The sequence below is a fragment of the Sulfurospirillum sp. 1307 genome (assembly GCF_054408545.1).
Window position 1 is genome coordinate 862,553 of record NZ_CP176011.1, and the last position, 19,919, is coordinate 882,471.

24 protein-coding genes are annotated in these 19,919 nt (G+C 28.6%); 18 read left to right on the forward strand and 6 right to left on the reverse strand.

The window, feature by feature from the left end; translation table 11 throughout:
• Window positions 1–8: 8 nt before the first annotated feature.
• Entirely contained in the window at window positions 9–581 is a 573-nt protein-coding gene (locus tag ACKGJI_RS04390; protein ID WP_458701356.1) for a TlpA family protein disulfide reductase, read from the reverse strand.
• A gap of 57 nt (window positions 582–638) precedes the next feature.
• On the opposite strand from ACKGJI_RS04390, the gene ACKGJI_RS04395 reads away from it, so the two are divergent.
• The 5 genes from ACKGJI_RS04395 to ACKGJI_RS04415 all read left to right on the forward strand — a co-directional run bounded on the left by ACKGJI_RS04395 (window position 639) and on the right by ACKGJI_RS04415 (window position 5,838).
• A complete protein-coding gene (locus tag ACKGJI_RS04395) occupies window positions 639–1,289 on the forward strand; it encodes a 5-formyltetrahydrofolate cyclo-ligase (RefSeq protein WP_458701358.1) in 651 nt (216 codons plus the stop codon).
• Window positions 1,198–2,751 (forward strand): ribonuclease Y, encoded by a 1,554-nt coding sequence (rny, locus tag ACKGJI_RS04400; protein ID WP_458701359.1) that lies wholly within the window; start codon window positions 1,198–1,200, stop codon window positions 2,749–2,751. Before ACKGJI_RS04395 ends, rny begins: the two co-directional genes overlap by 92 nt.
• Before the next feature lie 61 nt (window positions 2,752–2,812).
• A complete protein-coding gene (locus tag ACKGJI_RS04405; protein ID WP_458701360.1) occupies window positions 2,813–4,585 on the forward strand; it encodes an ABC transporter ATP-binding protein in 1,773 nt (590 codons plus the stop codon).
• A 15-nt stretch (window positions 4,586–4,600) separates the two neighbouring features.
• Window positions 4,601–5,266: a lipid-binding SYLF domain-containing protein gene (locus ACKGJI_RS04410; protein ID WP_458701361.1), complete on the forward strand. Its 666-nt coding sequence runs from the start codon at window positions 4,601–4,603 to the stop codon at window positions 5,264–5,266.
• 5 nt (window positions 5,267–5,271) lie between these two features.
• Window positions 5,272–5,838 carry a DedA family protein gene (locus tag ACKGJI_RS04415; RefSeq protein WP_458701362.1) on the forward strand — a complete coding sequence of 189 codons (567 nt, stop codon included), beginning with the start codon at window positions 5,272–5,274 and terminating at the stop codon, window positions 5,836–5,838.
• Here the strand turns inward: ACKGJI_RS04415 and ACKGJI_RS04420 are convergent.
• Window positions 5,835–7,094 carry a Y-family DNA polymerase gene (locus ACKGJI_RS04420; protein WP_458701363.1) on the reverse strand — a complete coding sequence of 420 codons (1,260 nt, stop codon included), beginning with the start codon at window positions 7,092–7,094 and terminating at the stop codon, window positions 5,835–5,837. The two genes, ACKGJI_RS04415 and ACKGJI_RS04420, sit on opposite strands and share 4 nt — an antisense overlap.
• 178 nt (window positions 7,095–7,272) lie before the next feature.
• On the opposite strand from ACKGJI_RS04420, the gene ACKGJI_RS04425 reads away from it, so the two are divergent.
• Window positions 7,273–7,932, forward strand: coding sequence for a LexA family transcriptional regulator (locus ACKGJI_RS04425; protein WP_458701364.1), 660 nt, complete (start codon window positions 7,273–7,275; stop codon window positions 7,930–7,932).
• Window positions 7,933–7,958: 26 nt separating this feature from the next.
• Here the strand turns inward: ACKGJI_RS04425 and ACKGJI_RS04430 are convergent, their stop codons facing one another.
• On the reverse strand, window positions 7,959–8,450 hold the full coding sequence (locus tag ACKGJI_RS04430; protein ID WP_458701365.1) for a peptidylprolyl isomerase: 492 nt from the start codon (window positions 8,448–8,450) through the stop codon (window positions 7,959–7,961).
• 44 nt (window positions 8,451–8,494) lie between these two features.
• Complete coding sequence (locus ACKGJI_RS04435; protein ID WP_458701695.1) at window positions 8,495–9,367, reverse strand: bacteriohemerythrin; 873 nt, start codon at window positions 9,365–9,367, stop codon at window positions 8,495–8,497.
• Window positions 9,368–9,428: 61 nt separating this feature from the next.
• Here ACKGJI_RS04435 and ACKGJI_RS04440 point away from each other — a divergent pair, with 61 nt between their 5' ends.
• Both ACKGJI_RS04440 and ACKGJI_RS04445 read left to right on the forward strand, forming a co-directional pair.
• Window positions 9,429–10,175 (forward strand): SDR family oxidoreductase, encoded by a 747-nt coding sequence (locus ACKGJI_RS04440; protein WP_458701366.1) that lies wholly within the window; start codon window positions 9,429–9,431, stop codon window positions 10,173–10,175.
• Between the two features lie 9 nt (window positions 10,176–10,184).
• Complete coding sequence (locus ACKGJI_RS04445) at window positions 10,185–10,826, forward strand: DsbA family protein (RefSeq protein ID WP_458701367.1); 642 nt, start codon at window positions 10,185–10,187, stop codon at window positions 10,824–10,826.
• Here the strand turns inward: ACKGJI_RS04445 and ACKGJI_RS04450 are convergent.
• The gene (locus tag ACKGJI_RS04450) at window positions 10,805–11,632 is read right to left on the reverse strand and encodes a thiamine-phosphate kinase (RefSeq protein ID WP_458701368.1); all 828 of its coding nucleotides are present in this window, start codon (window positions 11,630–11,632) and stop codon (window positions 10,805–10,807) included. The genes ACKGJI_RS04445 and ACKGJI_RS04450 overlap by 22 nt on opposite strands.
• Window positions 11,633–11,729: 97 nt before the next feature.
• Between ACKGJI_RS04450 and ACKGJI_RS04455 the strand changes: the two genes are divergently transcribed.
• From ACKGJI_RS04455 to ACKGJI_RS04475, 5 genes are all read left to right on the forward strand, one after another.
• The gene (locus ACKGJI_RS04455) at window positions 11,730–12,404 is read left to right on the forward strand and encodes a DUF5644 domain-containing protein (protein WP_458701369.1); all 675 of its coding nucleotides are present in this window, start codon (window positions 11,730–11,732) and stop codon (window positions 12,402–12,404) included.
• Window positions 12,405–12,415: 11 nt separating this feature from the next.
• Entirely contained in the window at window positions 12,416–13,231 is an 816-nt protein-coding gene (locus ACKGJI_RS04460) for an HdrB C-terminal domain-containing protein (RefSeq protein ID WP_458701370.1), read from the forward strand.
• A gap of 62 nt (window positions 13,232–13,293) precedes the next feature.
• Window positions 13,294–13,683: a class II SORL domain-containing protein gene (locus ACKGJI_RS04465; RefSeq protein WP_458701371.1), complete on the forward strand. Its 390-nt coding sequence runs from the start codon at window positions 13,294–13,296 to the stop codon at window positions 13,681–13,683.
• Between the two features lie 95 nt (window positions 13,684–13,778).
• On the forward strand, window positions 13,779–14,423 hold the full coding sequence (locus tag ACKGJI_RS04470; RefSeq protein WP_458701372.1) for a uracil-DNA glycosylase: 645 nt from the start codon (window positions 13,779–13,781) through the stop codon (window positions 14,421–14,423).
• Window positions 14,420–15,610 (forward strand): hypothetical protein, encoded by a 1,191-nt coding sequence (locus tag ACKGJI_RS04475; RefSeq protein ID WP_458701373.1) that lies wholly within the window; start codon window positions 14,420–14,422, stop codon window positions 15,608–15,610. Before ACKGJI_RS04470 ends, ACKGJI_RS04475 begins: the two co-directional genes overlap by 4 nt.
• Here the strand turns inward: ACKGJI_RS04475 and ACKGJI_RS04480 are convergent.
• Entirely contained in the window at window positions 15,600–15,977 is a 378-nt protein-coding gene (locus ACKGJI_RS04480) for a YbgC/FadM family acyl-CoA thioesterase (RefSeq protein WP_458701374.1), read from the reverse strand. The genes ACKGJI_RS04475 and ACKGJI_RS04480 overlap by 11 nt on opposite strands.
• Before the next feature lie 96 nt (window positions 15,978–16,073).
• Here ACKGJI_RS04480 and ACKGJI_RS04485 point away from each other — a divergent pair, with 96 nt between their 5' ends.
• Genes ACKGJI_RS04485 through ACKGJI_RS04505 form a run of 5 tightly spaced genes read left to right on the forward strand, consistent with a single transcriptional unit; the run spans window position 16,074 to window position 19,875 of the window.
• Window positions 16,074–17,018: a YbgA family protein gene (locus ACKGJI_RS04485; protein WP_458701375.1), complete on the forward strand. Its 945-nt coding sequence runs from the start codon at window positions 16,074–16,076 to the stop codon at window positions 17,016–17,018.
• On the forward strand, window positions 17,015–18,361 hold the full coding sequence (locus tag ACKGJI_RS04490) for a cryptochrome/photolyase family protein (protein WP_458701376.1): 1,347 nt from the start codon (window positions 17,015–17,017) through the stop codon (window positions 18,359–18,361). Before ACKGJI_RS04485 ends, ACKGJI_RS04490 begins: the two co-directional genes overlap by 4 nt.
• Complete coding sequence (locus ACKGJI_RS04495; RefSeq protein WP_458701377.1) at window positions 18,339–18,506, forward strand: hypothetical protein; 168 nt, start codon at window positions 18,339–18,341, stop codon at window positions 18,504–18,506. Before ACKGJI_RS04490 ends, ACKGJI_RS04495 begins: the two co-directional genes overlap by 23 nt.
• A gap of 59 nt (window positions 18,507–18,565) precedes the next feature.
• The gene (locus ACKGJI_RS04500; RefSeq protein WP_458701696.1) at window positions 18,566–19,039 is read left to right on the forward strand and encodes a glutathione peroxidase; all 474 of its coding nucleotides are present in this window, start codon (window positions 18,566–18,568) and stop codon (window positions 19,037–19,039) included.
• A gap of 17 nt (window positions 19,040–19,056) precedes the next feature.
• The gene (locus tag ACKGJI_RS04505) at window positions 19,057–19,875 is read left to right on the forward strand and encodes a TIGR01777 family oxidoreductase (RefSeq protein WP_458701378.1); all 819 of its coding nucleotides are present in this window, start codon (window positions 19,057–19,059) and stop codon (window positions 19,873–19,875) included.
• Window positions 19,876–19,919: the final 44 nt, after the last annotated feature.

Consider the following 19,919-nt stretch of genomic DNA (forward strand, 5'->3'; position numbering starts at 1 on the left):
TAATACCCTTATAATACTCTTTGAATATCTATATCAATCATTTCTTCAGGTACTGCCCCAACATAGTGTTGCGAATAATTACCATTTTTATCATAAATAATCATAAAAGGAATACTTTGTACTCCACCAACTTTGTTTGCTAAGTCAAAATTACTTCTAGAATTTGATATGGTATAGTTTATTGCATTTTTTTGTATAAAATCATTGATTTCATCATTTGTTTTGTTTTCCTCTAGAAGGATACCTATTATTTTAACATCATTTTTATATTTCTCTTGTAAATTATTTAGATGTGGAATCTCAGCTCGACAAGGCGGACACCATGTAGCAAAAAAGCTTACAATTACTACTTTGTTTTCATATCCATTAAATTTAAAGCCATCTTGAGTAGGTGTAACTTTGATTATATTTCCATTGGTATCTTTTAAGGCAATGGAATTGTCTTTTTTAGTTTCAACTTTATTTACAACTCTGACTTCTTTGGTTTGATTATTGGTTGTTTTTGTTTCATTTTTAGATGAATCAGAAGAACAACCCCCTAAGATAAGTACGCTTAATATAATAAAAAATATTGTTTTCATATCTCCCCTTTTAAATTTAAGCTATAATTGTACCAAAAATGACTTAAAGAGATGATGATGATTGAAAATAAAAAAATAGAATTTAGAAAAGAAGCCAAAAAAAGAGTTCTATATTTTACAAAACAAAATAAAATAAAAAGAGATAAGTATGTCGTAAATCATTTGGAAGAGTTGATTAAAAAAGGTAATTTTAAAAATATTTTACTCTATATTCCACTAGCTAGTGAAGTAGATACAATGCCTTTGATAAATAAAATAAGACAAAAAGTTAATGTTTATGTTCCATTTATGGAAGGTAAAAGTTTTAAAATGGTAAAATTTAGACTGCCTTTATTTAAGAAAAAATTCAGTATAAGAGAACCAAAAAACTCTTTTGCAAGAATTTCTAAAATAGATTTGGCAATTGTACCAGTTCTTGGAGTGGATGGTGCATTTAGACGTATTGGTTTTGGAAAAGGGATGTATGATAGATTTTTTGAATCCCTAAAGTCTTCTCCTTTGGTTGCATTTGTACAGCTTGGAGAATGCATAGTAAAAGAAAAAATATGCCAAAGCCATGATATACGAGCAAATTTTTATATAACTCCATATAAAATTATTAATACAAAGGGTAGAAATGTTTGTAGGCATAAGTGTAGTAGCAGCCGCAGTTATAGCAGGTGTGGCAGGGTTTTTAATAGCAAAAAAATTAGATTCAGCAAATCATGATGTTTATGTAGCTCAGGCAAAAGCAAAAGCAAAAGCGATTGAGCATGAAGCAGAGCTTGTTTTAAAAAATGCAGAGCTAAAAGTAAAAGAAGCAGAATTACAAGCAAAAGAAAAATATGAAGATAAAATCATTGAGTTAAAAAAAGAGTACTCTGAAAAATTTATTGATCTTGAAAATAGAGAAAAAAACTACAAAGAAGATCTTAAAAAACTAAATAAAGAAAAAAGTGAATTAGGGAATCTTAAAAAAGAAGCAACTGATCTTTTTGAAGAAGGAAATGCACTAAAAGAAGAATACAGTAAAAAAGTGCAAGAAGCTCTAGAAGTTTTAGAGCGTTCAGCTGGTTTAACCCAAAGCGAAGCAAGAGAAATTGTACTTAAGAAAGTTGAAGAAAAATCTCGTGCTGACATTGCACATATAGTAAGAAAAGCTGAAGAAGAAGCTAAACAAGATGCAAAAAGAAGAGTAAATTATATCTTGGCTCAAGCAACCTCGAGGTTTGCTGGTGATTTTGCAGCTGAGAGACTTATCAATGTTGTTAATATTAAAGATGATGAGTTAAAGGGAAGAATTATTGGTAAAGAAGGTAGAAATATAAAAACTCTAGAGATGCTTTTAGGGGTTGATATTATAATCGATGATACTCCAAATGCAATCATTTTAAGTAGCTTTAACCTTTACAGACGTGCAATTGCAACAAAAGTTATAGAATTATTAGTAGAAGATGGAAGAATTCAGCCTGCAAGGATTGAAGGAATTTATGAAAAAGTAAAAGAAGAGTTTGACCAAAGCTTAATAGAAGAGGGTGAAAATATTTTAGTTGATTTAGGTGTAACTAAGGTTCATCCTGAAATTGTAAAACTTATAGGTAGATTGAAGTTCCGTGCTAGTTATGGACAAAATGCTCTAGGTCACTCACTTGAAGTTGCACATCTTGCAGGTATAATTGCTGCTGAGTGTGGTGGAGATGAAACACTAGCAAAAAGAGCTGGTATTTTACATGATATTGGAAAAGCCTTAACTCATGAGTATGCAGGAAGTCATGTTGATTTAGGTGCTGATGTTTGTAGAAGATATAAAGAGCATGAAGTTGTTTTAAATGCTATTTATGCTCACCATGGACATGAAGAAGCTAAAAGTGTAGAAGCTGCTGCAGTTTGTGCTGCTGATACTCTAAGTGCAGCAAGACCAGGAGCTAGAAGAGAAGTACTAGAGAGCTTCTTAAAAAGAGTTCAAGATATAGAAGAGATTGCAAAATCAAAAGAGGGCATTAAACAAGCATATGCTATAAATGCAGGTCGTGAGATAAGAGTTATAGCAAATGCAAAATTAGTCAATGATGATGAAGCAGTTTTATTATCTAAAGAAATTGCAGAAGAAATTGAAGATAAAGTTCAATATCCAGGTGAAATTAAAGTAAACGTTATTAGAGAATTAAGAGCAGTAGGATACGCAAGATAACAAGCATTAAACTCCTATATTGGGCACCATAAGGTGCCCTTTCTAACACTGAAAGATTAAAATGAATCAATATACTTTTAAAGAAATTTTTACTGAGATTAAAAAGTATAAAAAAGAGTTGATTTTAGCAAATATAATAGCAGTGCTAGCTGTAATCATAAGTACGCCAGCACCTCTTTTAATGCCACTATTAGTTGATGAAGTACTTTTACATAAACCAGGAATTATAGTAAAAAGCATAGATGGATTATTTAGCGGTCAAAATGAGGCTTATGTTTATGTAGTTAGTGTTTTGTTTGTTGTTATATTGTTAAGGTTTATATTTTTTGTTTTAAATTTCTATCAAACTAAACTTTTTACTATTATCTCTAAAAATATAACATTCAAGATAAGAAAAGGTTTGATTGATCATCTATCAAAAGTATCTCTTAAAGAGTTCGAGTTTTTAGGATCTGGAAAAATTTCTTCTCTTCTTCTAATAGATGTTGATACTATTGATAACTTTTTGGGAAGTGTTATTAGCAGGCTAATCATATCATTACTGACTATTTTAGCTGTTGGAATTGTTCTTTTAATGATTCATTGGCAATTGGCTCTTTTTATACTTTTAATTAATCCATTTGTAATTGTATTGACAACTAAGATTGCTAGAAGAGTTTCTAAGTTTAAAAAAGAAGAAAATAAAACATATGCTATTTTTGCAGAAAGTTTAAGCGAAACACTAGATTTGTTTGTTCAAATCAAATCTCTTAATAAAGAGGACAAGTTTTTTTCAACAATTATTCAAAAAGCTACAAATTTAAGAGACAATGCCATAAATTTTTCATATAAAAGTGAAGGAGCTAGTAAATTCTCATTTTTGGTTTTTTTATCTGGTTTTGAGATATTTAGAGGAGCTAGTATCCTAGTAGTGGCTTATAGTGATTTGAGTATCGGTTTGATGCTTGGTATTTTTGGTTATCTTTGGGTTATGATGAGTCCTATTCAAGAAGTTTTAAATATACAATATGCTTATCACAATGCAAAAGCTGCTTTAAGTAGAATTAATCAAATATTTGCATTAGAAGTTGAAAAAACGCCAAAACACAGATATAATCCATTTTATGATACTGATACAAACTCAATAGAAATTAAAAACTTATATTTTGGCTATGAAAAAGATAAAGAAGTTTTAAAAGACATAAATTTAAAAATACCAAAAGGTAAAAAAATAGCTATAATTGGATCTAGTGGGAGTGGAAAAACTACATTAGCAGAACTTTTAGTAGGACTTTATCCGTTGGATAAAGGCGATATTCTTTTTGATAATTATTCAGTTAAAGATATAGGTTTAGATATAGTTAGAGAAAATGTTTTCTTAGTTTTACAAAATCCTCAACTTTTCAATGATACAATTGCGAAAAATTTAACATTTGGTGAAAATGTAAAAGAAGAAGATTTAAGATATGCTTTGAGAGTTGCACAGTTAGAAGAGTATATAGATTCACTAGAAGATGGTTTAGATACAAAAATAGGAAAAGATGGTATAAAACTTTCAGGTGGTCAAAGGCAGCGTCTAAGTATCGCAAGAATGGTTTTACAAAATCCAAATATTGTAATTTTAGATGAATCAACATCAGCTTTAGATGTGCATACTGAATCAAGATTATTTAGTGAGCTTGAAGAGTATTTAAAAAATAAAACTACAATTATAATAGCACATAGATTAAGTACTATTAGAAAAGCAGATTTTATATATGTGCTTGAAGGTGGAATGGTTGTTGAAAAAGGAAACCCTAGTGAACTTATGCAAAAAGAGGGTCTGTTTTTTAATTATGTAAATAATAATACTTAATAAGGAGTTGTAAAAATGAAAAAAATATTTTTAGCTTTAGTTTTATTGATTTGCGTTTTTTCAAGTGTTCAAGCAAATTCATCAGAAGAAATGTTGCTTGATTCAGTAAATACTATGAAAAAATTAGTCAATACAAAAAATGGTGTACCAAAATCGGTTTTAAAACAAGCAAAAGCAATTTTAATAATTCCATCTTTAGATAAAGTAGGCTTTTTTATAGGTGGTAAGTATGGAAAAGGTGTTGTTTGCATTAAAAAAAGTGATGGCTCTTGGAGTTATCCATTTTTTGTAGAAGTTGTTGGTGGTAGTTTAGGTCTTCAATTTGGATATGAACACATTAGTGCCATGATGATTTTTAGAACTCAAAATAGTGTAAATGAGCTTATGAACAAAAAATTCACTCTAGGTGCAGGAGCAAGTGTAAGTGCTGGTCCTCTTGGTTCAAACTATGAAAGAAATACAGAAGTAAATATGAGTGCTGAAATTTTTGTTTATTCTAAAGCAAATGGATTATTTGCAGGAGTTTCACTTGAAGGTGCAGTAATTTCAATCTTGGAAGAGAAAAATAGAGCACTTTATGGACAGAATTTAAATGTAAATCAAATAGTAAGTGGTAGTAATTTAAGTTCAGTGTATAGTGTAAAAGAGTTTTTACGCACTGTTAATAGTTTAACAAAGTAGTCAATTTGGAAGATATAATTAATTCTTTATCCACTTATGGATATATAATACTTTTTCTATACTCACTCGGTGGCGGAATGGTTGCAATAATTGCTGCTGGAATTCTATCATATGCAGGTAAGATGGATTTAGCAACTTCTATAGCTGTTGCATTTGTAGCAAATGCTTTTGGTGATTCTTTATTATTTTATATGAGTAGATACAATAAAAGTGCAATGATGCCATATCTAAAAAAACATAGAAGAAAACTAGCACTTAGCCATTTGCTAATGAAAAGGCATGGAGATAAAATCATATTTTTTCAAAAGTTTGTTTATGGTATTAAAACTCTTATTCCAATTGGAATAGGAATGACAAAATATTCTGCTTTTAAATTTAACATTTTAAATATAATATCAGCTTTTATCTGGGCTTTAGGTTTAGGATATATGAGTTATACTGCTGGTGAGAGTATTTCTAATTTTTTAACAAATTTTCAAAGCCATCCTTGGTTAGCACCAATGATTATAGCGATTATACTTTTTGGAATTTGGTATTATTTTTCAACAGCAACAAAGAAAAAGAACTCTTAGATGAGTTCTTTTGCACTTCTTATTATATCAATTCCATATTTTGATTTTAACTTATAACTTTCTTTTGTTAAATTATATTGCTTTAAATCTTCATCTATATCTAGTATAGATGGTACAAAGTTTTTTTTATTTATAAAATTACTAAGAGAAATTGAGAGCCTTATTATTGGGCTTAAAGAGTTACCATCAAGTTCTATAAATATATTTATGACAATTTCAGTCAAAAATTTTTCATTAAAGAGTCTGTTAAAAGTAGCTTGTTTTCTTTTTTTTGTATATTTGTATCTAATAGAAAGATATATTGTAGTAGGTACTAAATCAAGTTTTGTAACCATGTAAGATAAATGTCTACAAAGTATATATAGTCTTCTTTTGATTTCTTCTCTATCTGCTATTTCATCAAATGTCCTAGAAATTCCTACAGATTTTCTTTTTTCTTTTTCTTTTACAATTTCGTTATCTAGGCCACAAACTCTATCGTAGATTATTTTTGATTGATTTGATAGTGAATAAAGTAGAGTTTTTGAGTTTTTAATATCTCCTAATGTATATTTTTTGTACTTATATAGAGTCTTTTGCATTGATTTGCCAATAAAGGGAAAATCTTCTATTGGTATGTCTTTGATAAATTCATCAATATTGCTTACCAATTTGATACCAAATGGCTTTGCATATTGTGTAGCTAACTTTGCAATCCATTTAGATTTAGCGATTCCAATAGAACAAGGAAGTTTAAAATTTAAAAAAATTTCATTTTGCAAATTTTTTAAAAAATCATATATATTTTTATCTTCAATCCATCCATGTAAGTCTCCAAAAAATTCATCTATGCTAAATTGTTCTATTATAGGAACTTTTTCTTGCATATAATGTCTTAAATCTTTTGATAATCTATGATATAGTGAATAATTAGGTTTTATGACTATAAGGTGCGGGCATCTGCTTTTTGCTTCAGCTATACTCATACCAGTTTTTATGCCAAATGCTCTAGCTTCATAACTAGAAGTAGTTACGATACCCCTAATACGACCATTTTCACAGAAGTAATCAGGTAGATTTTTTCTGTTTTTGTCTATAAAAACAGCTGATACAAAGGCTCCGCTATTTTGAAAAATTACATCTCTATTTAATCTTTTTTTTGAAAATATGTATGGATCACTTCTTCCACCAATAGCTACTGGTTTGTTTAGTAGCTTTGGATTTATGCTTCTCTCAGCCGATACAAAAAAAGCATCTAAATCGAGGTGAAAATACAATTCATATAATCCTAAAACATTAAAACAATAAATTACTTACTTTTAACATCGCTTGTTCAAATTTTTCTAAATAAATTTCAATTTGTTGCATTTTATACCCTTTAAAATTTTCCATATTGTAATAAAAAAGAAAAATATGCTATAATTTTATTTCAAAATGAAATAAAAAGGATTTGTTATGCCAGATATAGTAGAAATCTTAAATCGTATAAAAGATATATTATCAAGCGAAATAGGAAATAAAAAAGTTTTTGATAAAGATGTAGCAAATGCTTTGGGTATAAATCAAGTAACACTTGCAACTATGAAAAAAAGAGGTAAAATTCCTTATAAAGAAGTTTTAGAATTTTGCGCAAAAAGAAAAATATCAATAAATTGGCTATTGTTTGACCAAGTTGTAAATAGTATAGCAAAAGAGAGTGAAAAATTTGAAAGAATCCACTATTTTAAAGATATATATGCAAGTGCTGGTGGAGGGGCATTAAATTATGATGAAAAAAGTGAATTTCTTGAATTAGATGAAGAAATTGTAAATCACTTAGGTGGAAAACAATCTGTTAAATATATAAAAGCTTTAAATGTACTTGGTGATTCTATGGAGCCTACACTAAATGATGGAGATATAGTGTTTATTGATACTTCAAGTAAAAACATCAATAGAAATGGAGTTTACATAGTAACTACTCCTATGGGGCTTTTTATCAAAAGACTTCAACTAAGAGCAGACGGAAAAGTGGCTTTGGTTTCTGATAATAGTATATATACTGATGAAATTGTAAATTCTGAAGATATTGAAGTTTTAGGTAAAGTAGTTGGAGTTTTATCTAATGAGGTTTAACCCTCTACATGTAGAGGGTTAAAATATTAAGATTCTACTATCTTAATAGATTCAATTTTGTCATTTTGGTTAATTGAATCAAGAACTTTCATGCTTTCTTCATCACTTGGGTCAATTGCTCCAAATACTGTATGAACACCATCTAGATGTGGTAAATTATCATAACAGATAAAAAATTGGCTTCCGCCAGTGTTAGGTCCAGCATGTGCCATAGATAAAGCACCTTTTACATGTTTTGATGTATTTTTATCTGTTTCACAAGCTATTTGCCAACCTGGACCTCCTGTTCCTGTTCCATATGGGCATCCACCTTGTGCAACAAAACCAGGTATTACTCTATGAAATGTTAGATTGTCGTAAAATCCATCATTTGCAAGAGTTGCAAAGTTTGCTACTGTATTTGGAGTTTCATCTACAAAGAGTTTTACTCTCATTTCTCCATCTTTGGTTTTAATAATTGCATATTGAAATTTTGATAATTCTTCTGGAGAATAATCATAAACTTTTAAATTTGACATTTTCTATCCTAATCTTTAAATTTTGGTTTGTGATTATATCACAATTAGACTTTTAAATCTTTTGCCTCTTTTAGGTCTTTTAAATACTGAATCCAAGAGATGATTTTTTTATCTTCATTTATTATATGTTCAACCAAAGAGACTTGAATAAAATCTTTTAACTTATCTTCTATTTCAAAAATTTCCATACTATGAAGGTTTTTTACAAAACTGCTTAAGTCATGTATAATTTGTTCGTGAGATTTTTTGTGAGCATCTAGTTTATCAAATTTAATTTCAAGCATATATTTTTCTTCATCTTCAAAATGTGTTTTAAAATATTCAAAAAGTTGATTTAGAGTTTTTTTGATTTTATTTAGCTTTTCTTCTTTAGGTACTTTTTTAAAAGCTTCACTTGCAATTTTAAATAATTCTTGATGTTCAGCATCTAATAAAGAGTTATTCAATGCATATTCATCTTTCCAAGAAAATGAAAATTCAGGTATTTCATGTAGTTTTAGCCAAGCAGCAATTTTTTTATCATTATATACTATGTGATTTACAAACCAAATTTCAATTAGATGGGCTAATTCTTTTTCAATCTCATTTATTTTCATATTTGGAAGTTTTCTAGTAAAATCATACATTGAATCAACTATTTGTTGGTGTTGCTTTTTGTGCTCTTCTAAATCTGGATACCCAATAGAGCTCATATATTTTTCTTCATTACTAAAGTGAGTTTTTGTATAGTTTATTAACTCTTTTAAAACATCTTTTATTTTTTGCATTTTTTTATCAGGTGAAACTACACTAAAAGCACTTTGTGCAATTCTAAAAAGTTTTTTATGTTCGTTGTCTATTTGAGTGTTTTCTAAACTTAATAGTTCATTCCAAGTTAAATCGATTATATTAGACTCCTTTTTTTTAATAAATAAAATTTTATCCTATTTTTCATTAAATTTGATTATAATAATCCAAAACAGATAAAGGATGGTAATTATGTCAAAAGTAGTTTTTATTACAGGAGTAACTTCAGGTTTTGGTAAAGAGATTGCAAGGATTTTTGCAAAAGATGGTTTTAAAGTAGTTGGAACTGGAAGAAGAGAGGAAAGGCTAAATGAGCTAAAAAATGAGCTAAAAGACTCTTTACATGTAATAAAACTTGATGTAAGAGATAAAGAAGCAGTTTTTAATGCAATTAAAAATCTTCCTAAAGAGTTTAAAGATATTGATGTACTTGTTAATAATGCAGGACTTGCTTTGGGACTAGATAAGGCAAATGAAGCAGATTTGGAAGATTGGGAAGTAATGATTGATACAAATATAAAAGGACTCTTATATGTTACAAAAGCTGTTTTGCCAAGTATGGTTGAGAGAAAAACAGGTTATATTTTCAACATTGGCTCAACTGCTGGTACTTGGCCATATGAAGGTGGAAATGTTTATGGAGCAACAAAAGCTTTTGTCAGACAATTTTCACTAAATTTAAGAACAGATTTAAAAGGTACAAATATAAGGGTTTCAAACATAGAACCAGGTATGGCAAAAACTGAATTTTCAAATGTTAGATTCAAAGGTGATGAGAAAAAAGCTGAAGGTGTATATAGCGGATATCAACCTTTAGTTGCTGATGATATTGCAAATATTATTCATACTTTGGCAAAACTTCCAGCACATGTAAATATAAATACACTAGAAGTAATGCCAACATGTCAATCTTATGGTGGACTAGTAGTAGAAAAGTAAAGAAATATAATGTCGGATCAAATTAAAATCATATGGTTTAGCATAGCAAGTTTGATTTTTGTTTTTTTTATAGGTGGGTATGCATATACAAACTATAAAGCTACTAATGAACTTAAAATTATAAGAAGTGATAAAAGTTTGTATGAAAGAGAATACTCTTTTAGTATCGGCCCTAAAAATGCGAAAGTTCATATAGTTGATTTTTTTGATCCGGCATGTGCAACTTGTGCAGTATTTGAAGAGTTCATTCAAGATATTATTGCAAAAAATAAAGGTAAAATTAGATTAACTTATAGATATGCTCCATTTCATAGAGGTTCAAAGTATTCCATAAAGGTATTAGAAGCAGCTAAAAAACAAGGAAAGTTTTTAGAAGTTTTGAAACTTTTGTATGATGAACAAGATGCTTGGGTAAACAATCAAAATAAGCAAATTTTTTTGAAATTATTAAAAGGTTTAAATCTTGATATAAACAAATTTAAATCTGATATAAAAGATTCAAAAATGGATAAGATTATAGCCCAAGACTTAAATGATGCAAAAAAGTTGGGAGCAAATAAAACACCTTTTTATTTTATCAACTATAAACCACTTGGTACTTTTGGATTTGAACCTTTAAAAGAAATGATTTATTCAGAATTACGAAAATGATTTTCTTTACACTTGCAAGAGTATCTTCCTTTTGATACCTTTGCAAAGATTGTAATTGGTGTTCTTGTTTGTTTTGCAATTGATTTTACCTTAGCTAAATTTTTTTTAGGAAAAGAAAAAAGCATTTCATACTCTTCTCCGCTACAAAGTATCTCTTTTGGTATTTTTCTTAGAAATCTTAAACCAAATTTTTTACTTGTAAGCCTTGATAAATCTTTTGATAGTCCATCAGATATATCTAATCCAGAATTGATGTATTTAGAAGCTTTATATATGAAATTTGATTTTAAACTTGGTAAAATAAATCTATGTTTGGAAGAAAGTTTTCCACCTCTAAGCAATGTTATAAGACCTTTTTTTGATTGACCAAGCTTGCCAGTGTATGCTAAAAAATCGTCATTTTTCAACCCATCTCTTCTCAATGGTTTTTTTGTTACAGATATGATAGTAACACTAATCATAAGTTTTTCACCACTAGTAGTATCTCCTCCAATTATTTGTATATCAAAATCTTTTGCAATTTCAATAAAACCATTTGATAATTCTTTTAATTCTTTTGGAGAAAAATGTGATGGTATAACTATCCCAATAAGTGCATATTTGGGCTTTGCGTTCATTGCTATTGCATCTGAAATATTAACAAGCATACTTTTTTTTGCAATTTGATTTAAGCTCATCCAAGAAAGTTTAAAATGTATATCTTCACAAAAAAGATCTTTTGAATATACTAAATTTTCAACAATCGCACCATCATCACCTATTAAACTACTTTTAAAATTTGATATAAAAAAGCCCTCTTTATCCATAAAAAACCTGTCATTTAAATATTATATAATTTTTGTATTATACCTTAAGTTTAGAAAGAGTAGACTTTTGTATATATTTATTTGAGGAGAATTAACTATGGAGTGTAAACTCACATTACAAGTTTTTAGATTTAATCATAAGACTGATTATCTTCCATACTACAGAAAACATGTTGTTAAGATTGATGAACAAAAAAGTGTTGCTGATTTATTGGCGATGGTTAGTGAGAATGAACTAGACTTTGGTTATGAAGATAAAGAGTTTAGTGCTATTAAAATCAACAATAAATCTTTGTTTGTTAGTACAAAAATCAAAGAAGTTGTAGATTTTTTTGGAAATGAGTTAACACTAGAGCCATTAAGTCCTAAAAGAGTTGAAAAAGATTTTATTATTAATACAGATGATTTTAATAAAAAATTTGATTTACTTGATGCATATGTTGAAGGTAGTGATAGAAAAATCTACAAATCATATATAAGAGAATATTACAGCTCGCCAGTAGTTAATCTTTCAGATGAATATTTAGGAGATGCCCTATTTGCTTTTGCTTATGATATGATTGAAAAATATCCTAATATGAAAGATAAAATTTTAAATGCAATAGCTTTACAAGATGGTATTTGGTTACATGTAAATATATCAAATAAACTATATCCAATCAATTTTGATTTGGAAAGAAAAGTTGAGTTTTTGAAAAATAAAATTATTAAGCAAGAGACTCCAGCAAATAAATATGTAGCTAAGCTACAAGAAATAAGTAAAAGTTTTTAGGAGAGATATACATGTATAAAATATTTGATAATATAGTTCATAAAGATAGCGCGGCTTCATATATTATATCTGCTACAGAGCTTTTAAAAGAGCTTGGTTTGCAAAGTGAAGTTTTAGCTGGAGCTAAAGCTGATATTGCTACAGAAGGAAAATCACTAAATGAAGAGGCGTTTTTATATAATTGTGCATATAATCTTTCTCTAGCTAAAGGAGATGAAATTATATGTGTAGAAGATAGCTCATATACTTCTTTAAATCTCGCAAAGTTGATTTTATTGGAAGATAAAGACTTAAACTCTAAAATATCTTCAAAACTAGCTAAAGAGGGTAAAGAGCTTTGTATAGATGTAAAAGTTCTACATGTAAATGATATTTTAAGAGATGTCATTGGCTTTGATAAGCTAGCTTCTTTAGTAAAAAATAGCTTTGAAAAATTTAATGTCGCTGTTTTTAATGGTAATAAAACATTAAATAGCAATACAGTAGATTCTATACTTTTAAGTATAGGAGCGAATATAGTAGATTTTGAATCAAATGAAGATAGTGATGGTTATGAGATTTTGGATGCTTCTAGCCAAATAGCTTATAAACTAGCAGGAAAAGTGATGTTAGATGCATTTGATAATGCTGCTGATTTTGTAGTTGCAAATGATGCAAGAAGTTTTTATATGTTTGATAATATGCAAAAACAATTGGAAAAAACAGTAGGAAGAGATATAAATCTACCTGTATATTCAATTTCTCAAATAGTTTTGATGGCACTTGGATGTACTGATAGAAGCAGATTGGGTGTAGATAGTCACAAAATAAAAACAACTTTAATATAAATAAGACTATTTTAATCCTTTTTAGAGTATAATTTCAAAATAAAAAATTAAAAGGAGAGATTATGCCAAAGATTAATCGTTATGTAGACATAGATACAGTAGAAAGAGAAGCTAAAAAAGACTATATTGATAGACACTCACCATTTATTCATTGTGAAGATGAAGCAAAAAGTGGTGAAAAATTTAGCGTTACAGTAAAAGTTGGAAATGAGTATACTCATCCAGATGATTTTGATCATTTTATAGCAAATGTTGCACTGTACAATGGAGATACTCTTTTAGGAAGAGCTGATTTTGTTCCAGGAACTCTAGGTGGACAAGGGGCAAAAGGACAAGTTGAAGTAACATTCAATATCGTTCCAACTACTAAAAAATTAAAACTTGTAGCACATGCTTATTGTACAAAGCATGGAATTTGGGAAAGTGATCCAAAAGAAGTTACAGTACAATAAATAATAAGCCCCATTTATTGGGGCTATTTCACTATCTTTTATCTTTTTTTAACACCCATTTAGATATCATCCTACTCATGACAAACATCGAAAAATTGAAATTATTAAAAACTTTATATCATTATAAATCTATGGGTTATCAATACTATGATGACAAAAGAGAATTAACAACCAAAAGCGATATGTCATTGCCTAATGATTTTGATGAATTGAGAAAAATTGTACATAATTGTCATGTTTGTAATCTTAGTAAAACAAGAAAAAATGTTGTTTTCGGTGATGGTAATGAGAATGCGGACTTGATGTTTGTTGGTGAAGGTCCAGGTGCAAATGAAGATGAAACAGGACATGTTTTCGTAGGAAGAGCAGGTGAGCTTTTAACAAAAATCATAGAAAATGTTTTGTACCTAAAAAGAGATGATGTGTATATTGCAAATATTGTCAAATGTAGACCTCCAGGAAATAGAGTCCCATCTTTAGATGAGGTTGAAGCTTGTAGAGACTATTTGATGCAGCAAATAAAGCTAGTAAATCCTCGTATAATTGTAGCTTTAGGATCAACTGCATTTCATCATTTAACAGGTGAGTATGAAACTAAAATTTCTAAAGTAAGAGGTGAAATCTTAAAACTTGGTAATATTATGCTTATTCCTACATTTCATCCGAGTTTTTTACTAAGGAATCCATCTTCAAAAAAAGAAGTATTTCAAGATATGTTAAAGGTTAAGAGTTTATTATGAGATTGTTTATAAGTTTTCTTTTGTGTTTTTCTTTTGTATTTGCAAAAAGTGATAAAATATCTACTGTTCCTCCTGTAAAGAACATTGTTATTAATTTAAGTGCTCAAACTTGTGATTTAGATTGTATGGAAAAACTTTTGGATGAGGGCAAAATATTTTCATTTTTAGGTTATTATAACTTATCTATGGATGAACTCAACTTAATGTCTAGTGAGTATGAATATTATAAAAAAATATTTAGGCTCTTTGATGGAGAAAAAAGTTCAATCAAAATAGCTTTACTAGTACCTCAAAAAAGTATAAGAAGATATGCTGTAACAACAGTAAATAGTGTTTTGGCATATTTAATGAGTAAGCAAAATTATTTTGAACTAGAAGTCTTTAATAGTATGTATGAAGATGAAAATTCAATAATAAAGCAAATTGAGAAAATAAAAGAAAAAGGTTTTACGTATGTGATAGCTCCTTTTACTGAAAGAGGTGCAGAGATACTTGTAAAAAATACTGATGGTTTGATTGTTTATATACCTACGGTTAATAAAAATAAAGTAGATAATAGTCCTTCAAATATATTTTTTGGTGGGATTGATTATAAAAAACAAATCAGCGAATTACTAAAGTATTCAAATGAAAAAATTGCATACTTTAGTGATGACAGTTTCTTGTCAAATTCTCTTAATGATATGTTAAAAGAAAATACTCAGCAAATAATATATTCAAAAAACATCAACAGTTCAAAAATAAATTTTAAAAGGCTATTTAAAAATAATAAATTGTTGAAAAATAGCTCAATTTTTATGAATATACCATTGGTAAAAACTAGTTTGATTGCTTCACAGCTAAGATATTATGAGATTCAGCCATATGCAGTTTTATCAACTCAAATAAATTACAATCCAATGCTTTTAACACTAACTCAGTATGATGATAGAAAAAACTTTTTTATAGCTAATTCTATTGGTAAAACAACTGTAAGTATGGAAGAGTTAAATTCTATATTTGGAAATGACATAGTTTATGATTGGGTTAACTACTCTACTTCTTTGGGTATAGATTATTTTTATAATACCTATTTTATGGAAAAATCAGAATCATTTTTTCAAGAGTCAATGAATGATGGACAAGTTGAGTATAGTATATCAATAGTTCAGCCAAAAAGATATAGTTTTGAAAAAATCATTTTTTAAAAATTTGATTAAAAAACTCTTTTAATTCAGTGTTAACTCTACTAGGTTTGCCATCTTTTACATAAACTAATATTGAGTTCATTGAAAATATTTTTGTATCTTCAATCCAAATGCTCTGTTCTAAACTCATAGATGCATTTTTCATTTCTATTATTTTGTTTTTAACCTCTAATAAATCTCCAAGTTTAGCTGGTTTTATAAAATCAGCTTCAATATGTTTTACTACAAAGTGACCACCATCTACTGCTGGAGATTTTCCGCTTTGAAAAAAAATTTCACTTCTAGCTCTTTCACAAAACTTTAAATAATTAGAGTGATATACAATACCTCCTGCATCAGTATCTTCGTAATAAACTCTTATTTTCACTTGCAGTTCCTTACTTTACAATTTTAAATGACAAATTTGATATACGAATAGTACAGTTTTTTTCATATAATAAAGTTAAACAAAAAAGGAGTCATTTTGAAAATAGCAGTTTCTGGATGTTTATTGGGAGAAAAAATTCGTTTTGATAAAGGTCATAAGTTAAATCATTTTATAGTAAATGAGCTTGGTAAATATGCAGAATTTGTATCTTTTTGTCCTGAAAATTTAGCATTTGGTTCTCCAAGACCTTCTATTAGAATGCTAAAAGAAAATGATGATTTTAAAATCATATCAAACAAAGATAAAAGTGATTTAACAAATCAATTACTTGAAAAATCATATATAGAGTTAGACAAAATCAAATCAAAAGAAATCACAGGGATTATTTTTAAATCAAAATCTCCAACATGCGGTTTGAATAGTTCAAAAGTATATTTAGAAAATGGTTTTGCTGAAGGCAAGGATGATGGTGTTTTTGCATCATTATGTAAAAAAGAATTTGATTACTTACCTATGGAAGAAGAGGGAAGACTAGCAGATGCATGGTTAAGAGAAAATTTTGTAATGCAACTTTTTGCATATGATGATTTTGAAAATTTTAAACAGAATGCTGATATGAAAGGTTTGGTGAACTTTCACCAATCATACAAATTTTTGCTTCATTCAAAAGATGAAAGATTATATAGAGAACTTGGGAATATTGTTGCAAATCACCAAAAAAAAAGTTTTCTAGAAATTTTAAAAGAATATGAAAGCTCATTTAAAATGGCAATTTCTAAAAAAAGTAGTATCGGAAAAACAAGAAATGTTTTAGAACATATGGCTGGATTTTTAAAAACATTTTTAGATTCAGATGAAAAAAAGATGCTACATGTACAAATTGAAGATTTTATGCATAAGATAGTTCCAGTCATAGTTCCTCTAAGTACACTTAAAATTTATGTATCTAAGTATAATGTAGAGTATCTTTTAGGACAAAAATTTTTAGAACCATATCCAAAAGAGCTAGCACTCAGATCAGATATAAAAAGCGTAAGATGAAACGAATACTTTGGTTTAGAAGAGACTTAAGAGTAGAAGACAATCCTCTTTTATCTTTAGAAGGTGAAGTTTTACCAATCTTTATATTTGACACAAGTATATTAGAAAATTTAGAAAAAAATGATAAGCGAGTTAGTTTTATATTTTTTTATGTTCAAAAACTAAAAAGTCAACTAAAAAAATTAGGCTTAGATTTAAAAGTTTTTTATGGAAATCCTTTGGATGTATTTGACTTTATTTTAAAAGATGGCTTTGATGAAGTAGTGGCAAGTGGTGACTATGATGCGTATGCTAAAGAGAGAGACTTAAAAATCTCGCATAAAATTCATTTTCGTTATATCCAAGATACTTATATCTTTAGACATGATGAAATCTTAAAATCTGATGGTACACCTTATTATGTATTTACTCCTTTTTATAAAAAAGCAAGAGTTGTTTTAGATAGTAAGAAATTAGACAAACTTTGTTTTGCAAAACATAATTTAATACAAGATGATTATGATGAAATCATACATGTAAATGAAAATATAGAGATGACTAAACTTCCATTTGTTATAGAAAGTATAGGTTTTAAAAAAACAAACTTTGAAATCGTATCACCACAAGAAAAACTTGAAAACTTTAAACAATACATAACCGACTATAAAGAAAAAAGAGATTTCCTTACTAGTGATGTTACTTCGAGACTAAGTGTTGATTTAAGGTTTGGAACTATTGGAGTGAGAGAAGTTTTACGATTTATGTTTGAAAATAGACATTTAGATATAGAACCTTTTATAAGACAACTTATTTTTAGAGATTTTTATGCTTATTTGCTTTTTCATTTACCTTATATAGAGTTTGAAAACTATAAATACTCTTTTAATGGCATAAAAAACCAAACAAAATTAGAACTATTTTGCGAAGCAAAAACAGGAGTGCCTATAGTGGATGCTGGAGTAAGAGAGCTTTTACAAACAGGAAATATGCACAATCGTGTTCGAATGATAGTAGCTTCTTTTTTTACTAAAGATTTGCTTTTACCTTGGCAGTGGGGAGAGGAGTTTTTTGCAAAATATTTACTCGATTTTGACAAAGCTAGCAATGTTCTCTCATGGCAATGGAGTGCAGGAACAGGAGTAGATCCACAACCTTACTTTAGAGTTTTTAATCCTTACCTTCAAAGTAAAAAGTTTGATAAAGATGCACTGTATATAAAAAAATATGTGCCGGAATTAAAAGATATAGAAGCAAAATATATACATGATGAAAAGTATCTTTTAGAACATAGTATAAAAAACTATCCAAAACCAATTGTCCTTCATAAAGAAGCTGCTAAAATTGCTATTGAAGTATTTAGGTGATGGTTTTTGTAAACTTAAAGATGTTGTAGAGTATGAGATGACTTTAGGAGTTATAGGTAAATTGTTTGATTTTATAGTTAAGCATGAATTAGATAAAATGTTCAAATATAGACATAAAGTGACTAAAAAAATAATAGAAGGATGAAAATGAAAAAATTACTAATAGGCTTACTTTTTTTTACACAACTTTTTGGAGGAACAGCGATGAGCATATACGATATACAAGCTAAAGATATAGATGGCAATGTGGTTAAACTAGACAAATACAAAGGCAAAGTCATGCTCATAGTTAATGTTGCTAGTAAGTGTGGTTTTACAGGCCAATACAAAGGATTGCAAGAGCTCTATGATAAGTACGAGTCTAAAGGCTTAAGAATACTAGGTTTTCCATGTAATCAGTTTTTATCACAAGAGCCTGGAACTGAAGAAGAAATCAAGAGTTTTTGTACTCTTAACTATGGAGTAAAGTTTGATATGTTTTCAAAAATAGATGTAAATGGAGAAAACACTCATCCTTTGTATGTTTATTTAAAAAAGAACTCAGGTGGCTTTTTAACTGATACAATCAAATGGAATTTTACAAAGTTTTTAGTGGATAAAGATGGAAAAGTTATACATCGTTATGCACCATCAACTACACCAGCTGAAATAGAAAAAGATATAGAAAAATTACTATAGAGTTATGGAGGTGTAGCATGAAAGTAGCAATTACTGGAGCAAATGGATTTGTAGCGAGTTATTTGAAGAAAAAGTTTAGTGATTATGTTGTCATAGATAGAAATGACAGTGAAGATAAGATAGTAGAAAAACTTAAAAATATTGATGCTGTTTTTAATCTAGCTGGTGCACCAATCATAAAAAGATGGAGTGAGTCTTACAAGAAAGTTTTAGTACAAAGTAGGGTTGAAAGTACAAGAAAATTAGTCAAGGCTATCAATCAAAGTGATGTAAAGCATTTTGTATCAACTTCAGCGATTGGGGCTTATCCAGATGGAAATCCTTATAATGAAAGCTATGAAGGTTTTGCGGATGATTTTTTAGGAACATTGGCCAAACAATGGGAAGATGAAGCAAATAAGTGTAACAAACCAACTGCTATACTTCGCTTTGGGGTTATACTAGGAAAAGATGGTGGAGCTTTAAAGCAAATGTTATTGCCGTTTAAAATGTGGCTTGGTGGAATTATAGGTGATGGAAAGATGATGACATCTTGGATAGATATTGAAGATTTGGTTAGGATTTATGAGTATGTGCTTGAGCATGAACTAACAGGAGTTTTTAATGCAACTGCACCAAACCCAGTAACAAATTATGACTTTACTAAAGCACTTGGCACACAACTTCATAGACCAACGCTTTTACCTGTTCCAGAGTTTGCACTAAAGATACTTTTTTCAGAAGGAGCCTCAGTGCTAACAGGTTCTAAAGAAGTTTATCCAAAAAGATTAATTGATAGTGGATTTGAGTTTAAGTATAAGTATATAAAAGACTCTTTAGCTCATTTATTGGATTAATAGACAAATATATACTACTAAAATTTCTTTTGTTTTTATAAAAT

Excerpts from the sequence above, each read along its gene's own strand:
- ACKGJI_RS04390 (WP_458701356.1), bottom strand. The coding sequence starts at position 581 with ATGAAAACAATATTTTTTATTATATTAAGCGTACTTATCTTAGGGGGT.
- ACKGJI_RS04395 (WP_458701358.1), top strand. The coding sequence starts at position 639 with ATGATTGAAAATAAAAAAATAGAATTTAGAAAAGAAGCCAAAAAAAGA.
- rny (WP_458701359.1), top strand. The coding sequence starts at position 1,198 with ATGTTTGTAGGCATAAGTGTAGTAGCAGCCGCAGTTATAGCAGGTGTG.
- ACKGJI_RS04405 (WP_458701360.1), top strand. The coding sequence starts at position 2,813 with ATGAATCAATATACTTTTAAAGAAATTTTTACTGAGATTAAAAAGTAT.
- ACKGJI_RS04410 (WP_458701361.1), top strand. The coding sequence starts at position 4,601 with ATGAAAAAAATATTTTTAGCTTTAGTTTTATTGATTTGCGTTTTTTCA.
- ACKGJI_RS04425 (WP_458701364.1), top strand. The coding sequence starts at position 7,273 with ATGCCAGATATAGTAGAAATCTTAAATCGTATAAAAGATATATTATCA.
- ACKGJI_RS04430 (WP_458701365.1), bottom strand. The coding sequence starts at position 8,450 with ATGTCAAATTTAAAAGTTTATGATTATTCTCCAGAAGAATTATCAAAA.
- ACKGJI_RS04440 (WP_458701366.1), top strand. The coding sequence starts at position 9,429 with ATGTCAAAAGTAGTTTTTATTACAGGAGTAACTTCAGGTTTTGGTAAA.
- ACKGJI_RS04445 (WP_458701367.1), top strand. The coding sequence starts at position 10,185 with ATGTCGGATCAAATTAAAATCATATGGTTTAGCATAGCAAGTTTGATT.
- ACKGJI_RS04450 (WP_458701368.1), bottom strand. The coding sequence starts at position 11,632 with ATGGATAAAGAGGGCTTTTTTATATCAAATTTTAAAAGTAGTTTAATA.
- ACKGJI_RS04455 (WP_458701369.1), top strand. The coding sequence starts at position 11,730 with ATGGAGTGTAAACTCACATTACAAGTTTTTAGATTTAATCATAAGACT.
- ACKGJI_RS04460 (WP_458701370.1), top strand. The coding sequence starts at position 12,416 with ATGTATAAAATATTTGATAATATAGTTCATAAAGATAGCGCGGCTTCA.
- ACKGJI_RS04465 (WP_458701371.1), top strand. The coding sequence starts at position 13,294 with ATGCCAAAGATTAATCGTTATGTAGACATAGATACAGTAGAAAGAGAA.
- ACKGJI_RS04475 (WP_458701373.1), top strand. The coding sequence starts at position 14,420 with ATGAGATTGTTTATAAGTTTTCTTTTGTGTTTTTCTTTTGTATTTGCA.
- ACKGJI_RS04490 (WP_458701376.1), top strand. The coding sequence starts at position 17,015 with ATGAAACGAATACTTTGGTTTAGAAGAGACTTAAGAGTAGAAGACAAT.
- ACKGJI_RS04500 (WP_458701696.1), top strand. The coding sequence starts at position 18,566 with ATGAGCATATACGATATACAAGCTAAAGATATAGATGGCAATGTGGTT.
- ACKGJI_RS04505 (WP_458701378.1), top strand. The coding sequence starts at position 19,057 with ATGAAAGTAGCAATTACTGGAGCAAATGGATTTGTAGCGAGTTATTTG.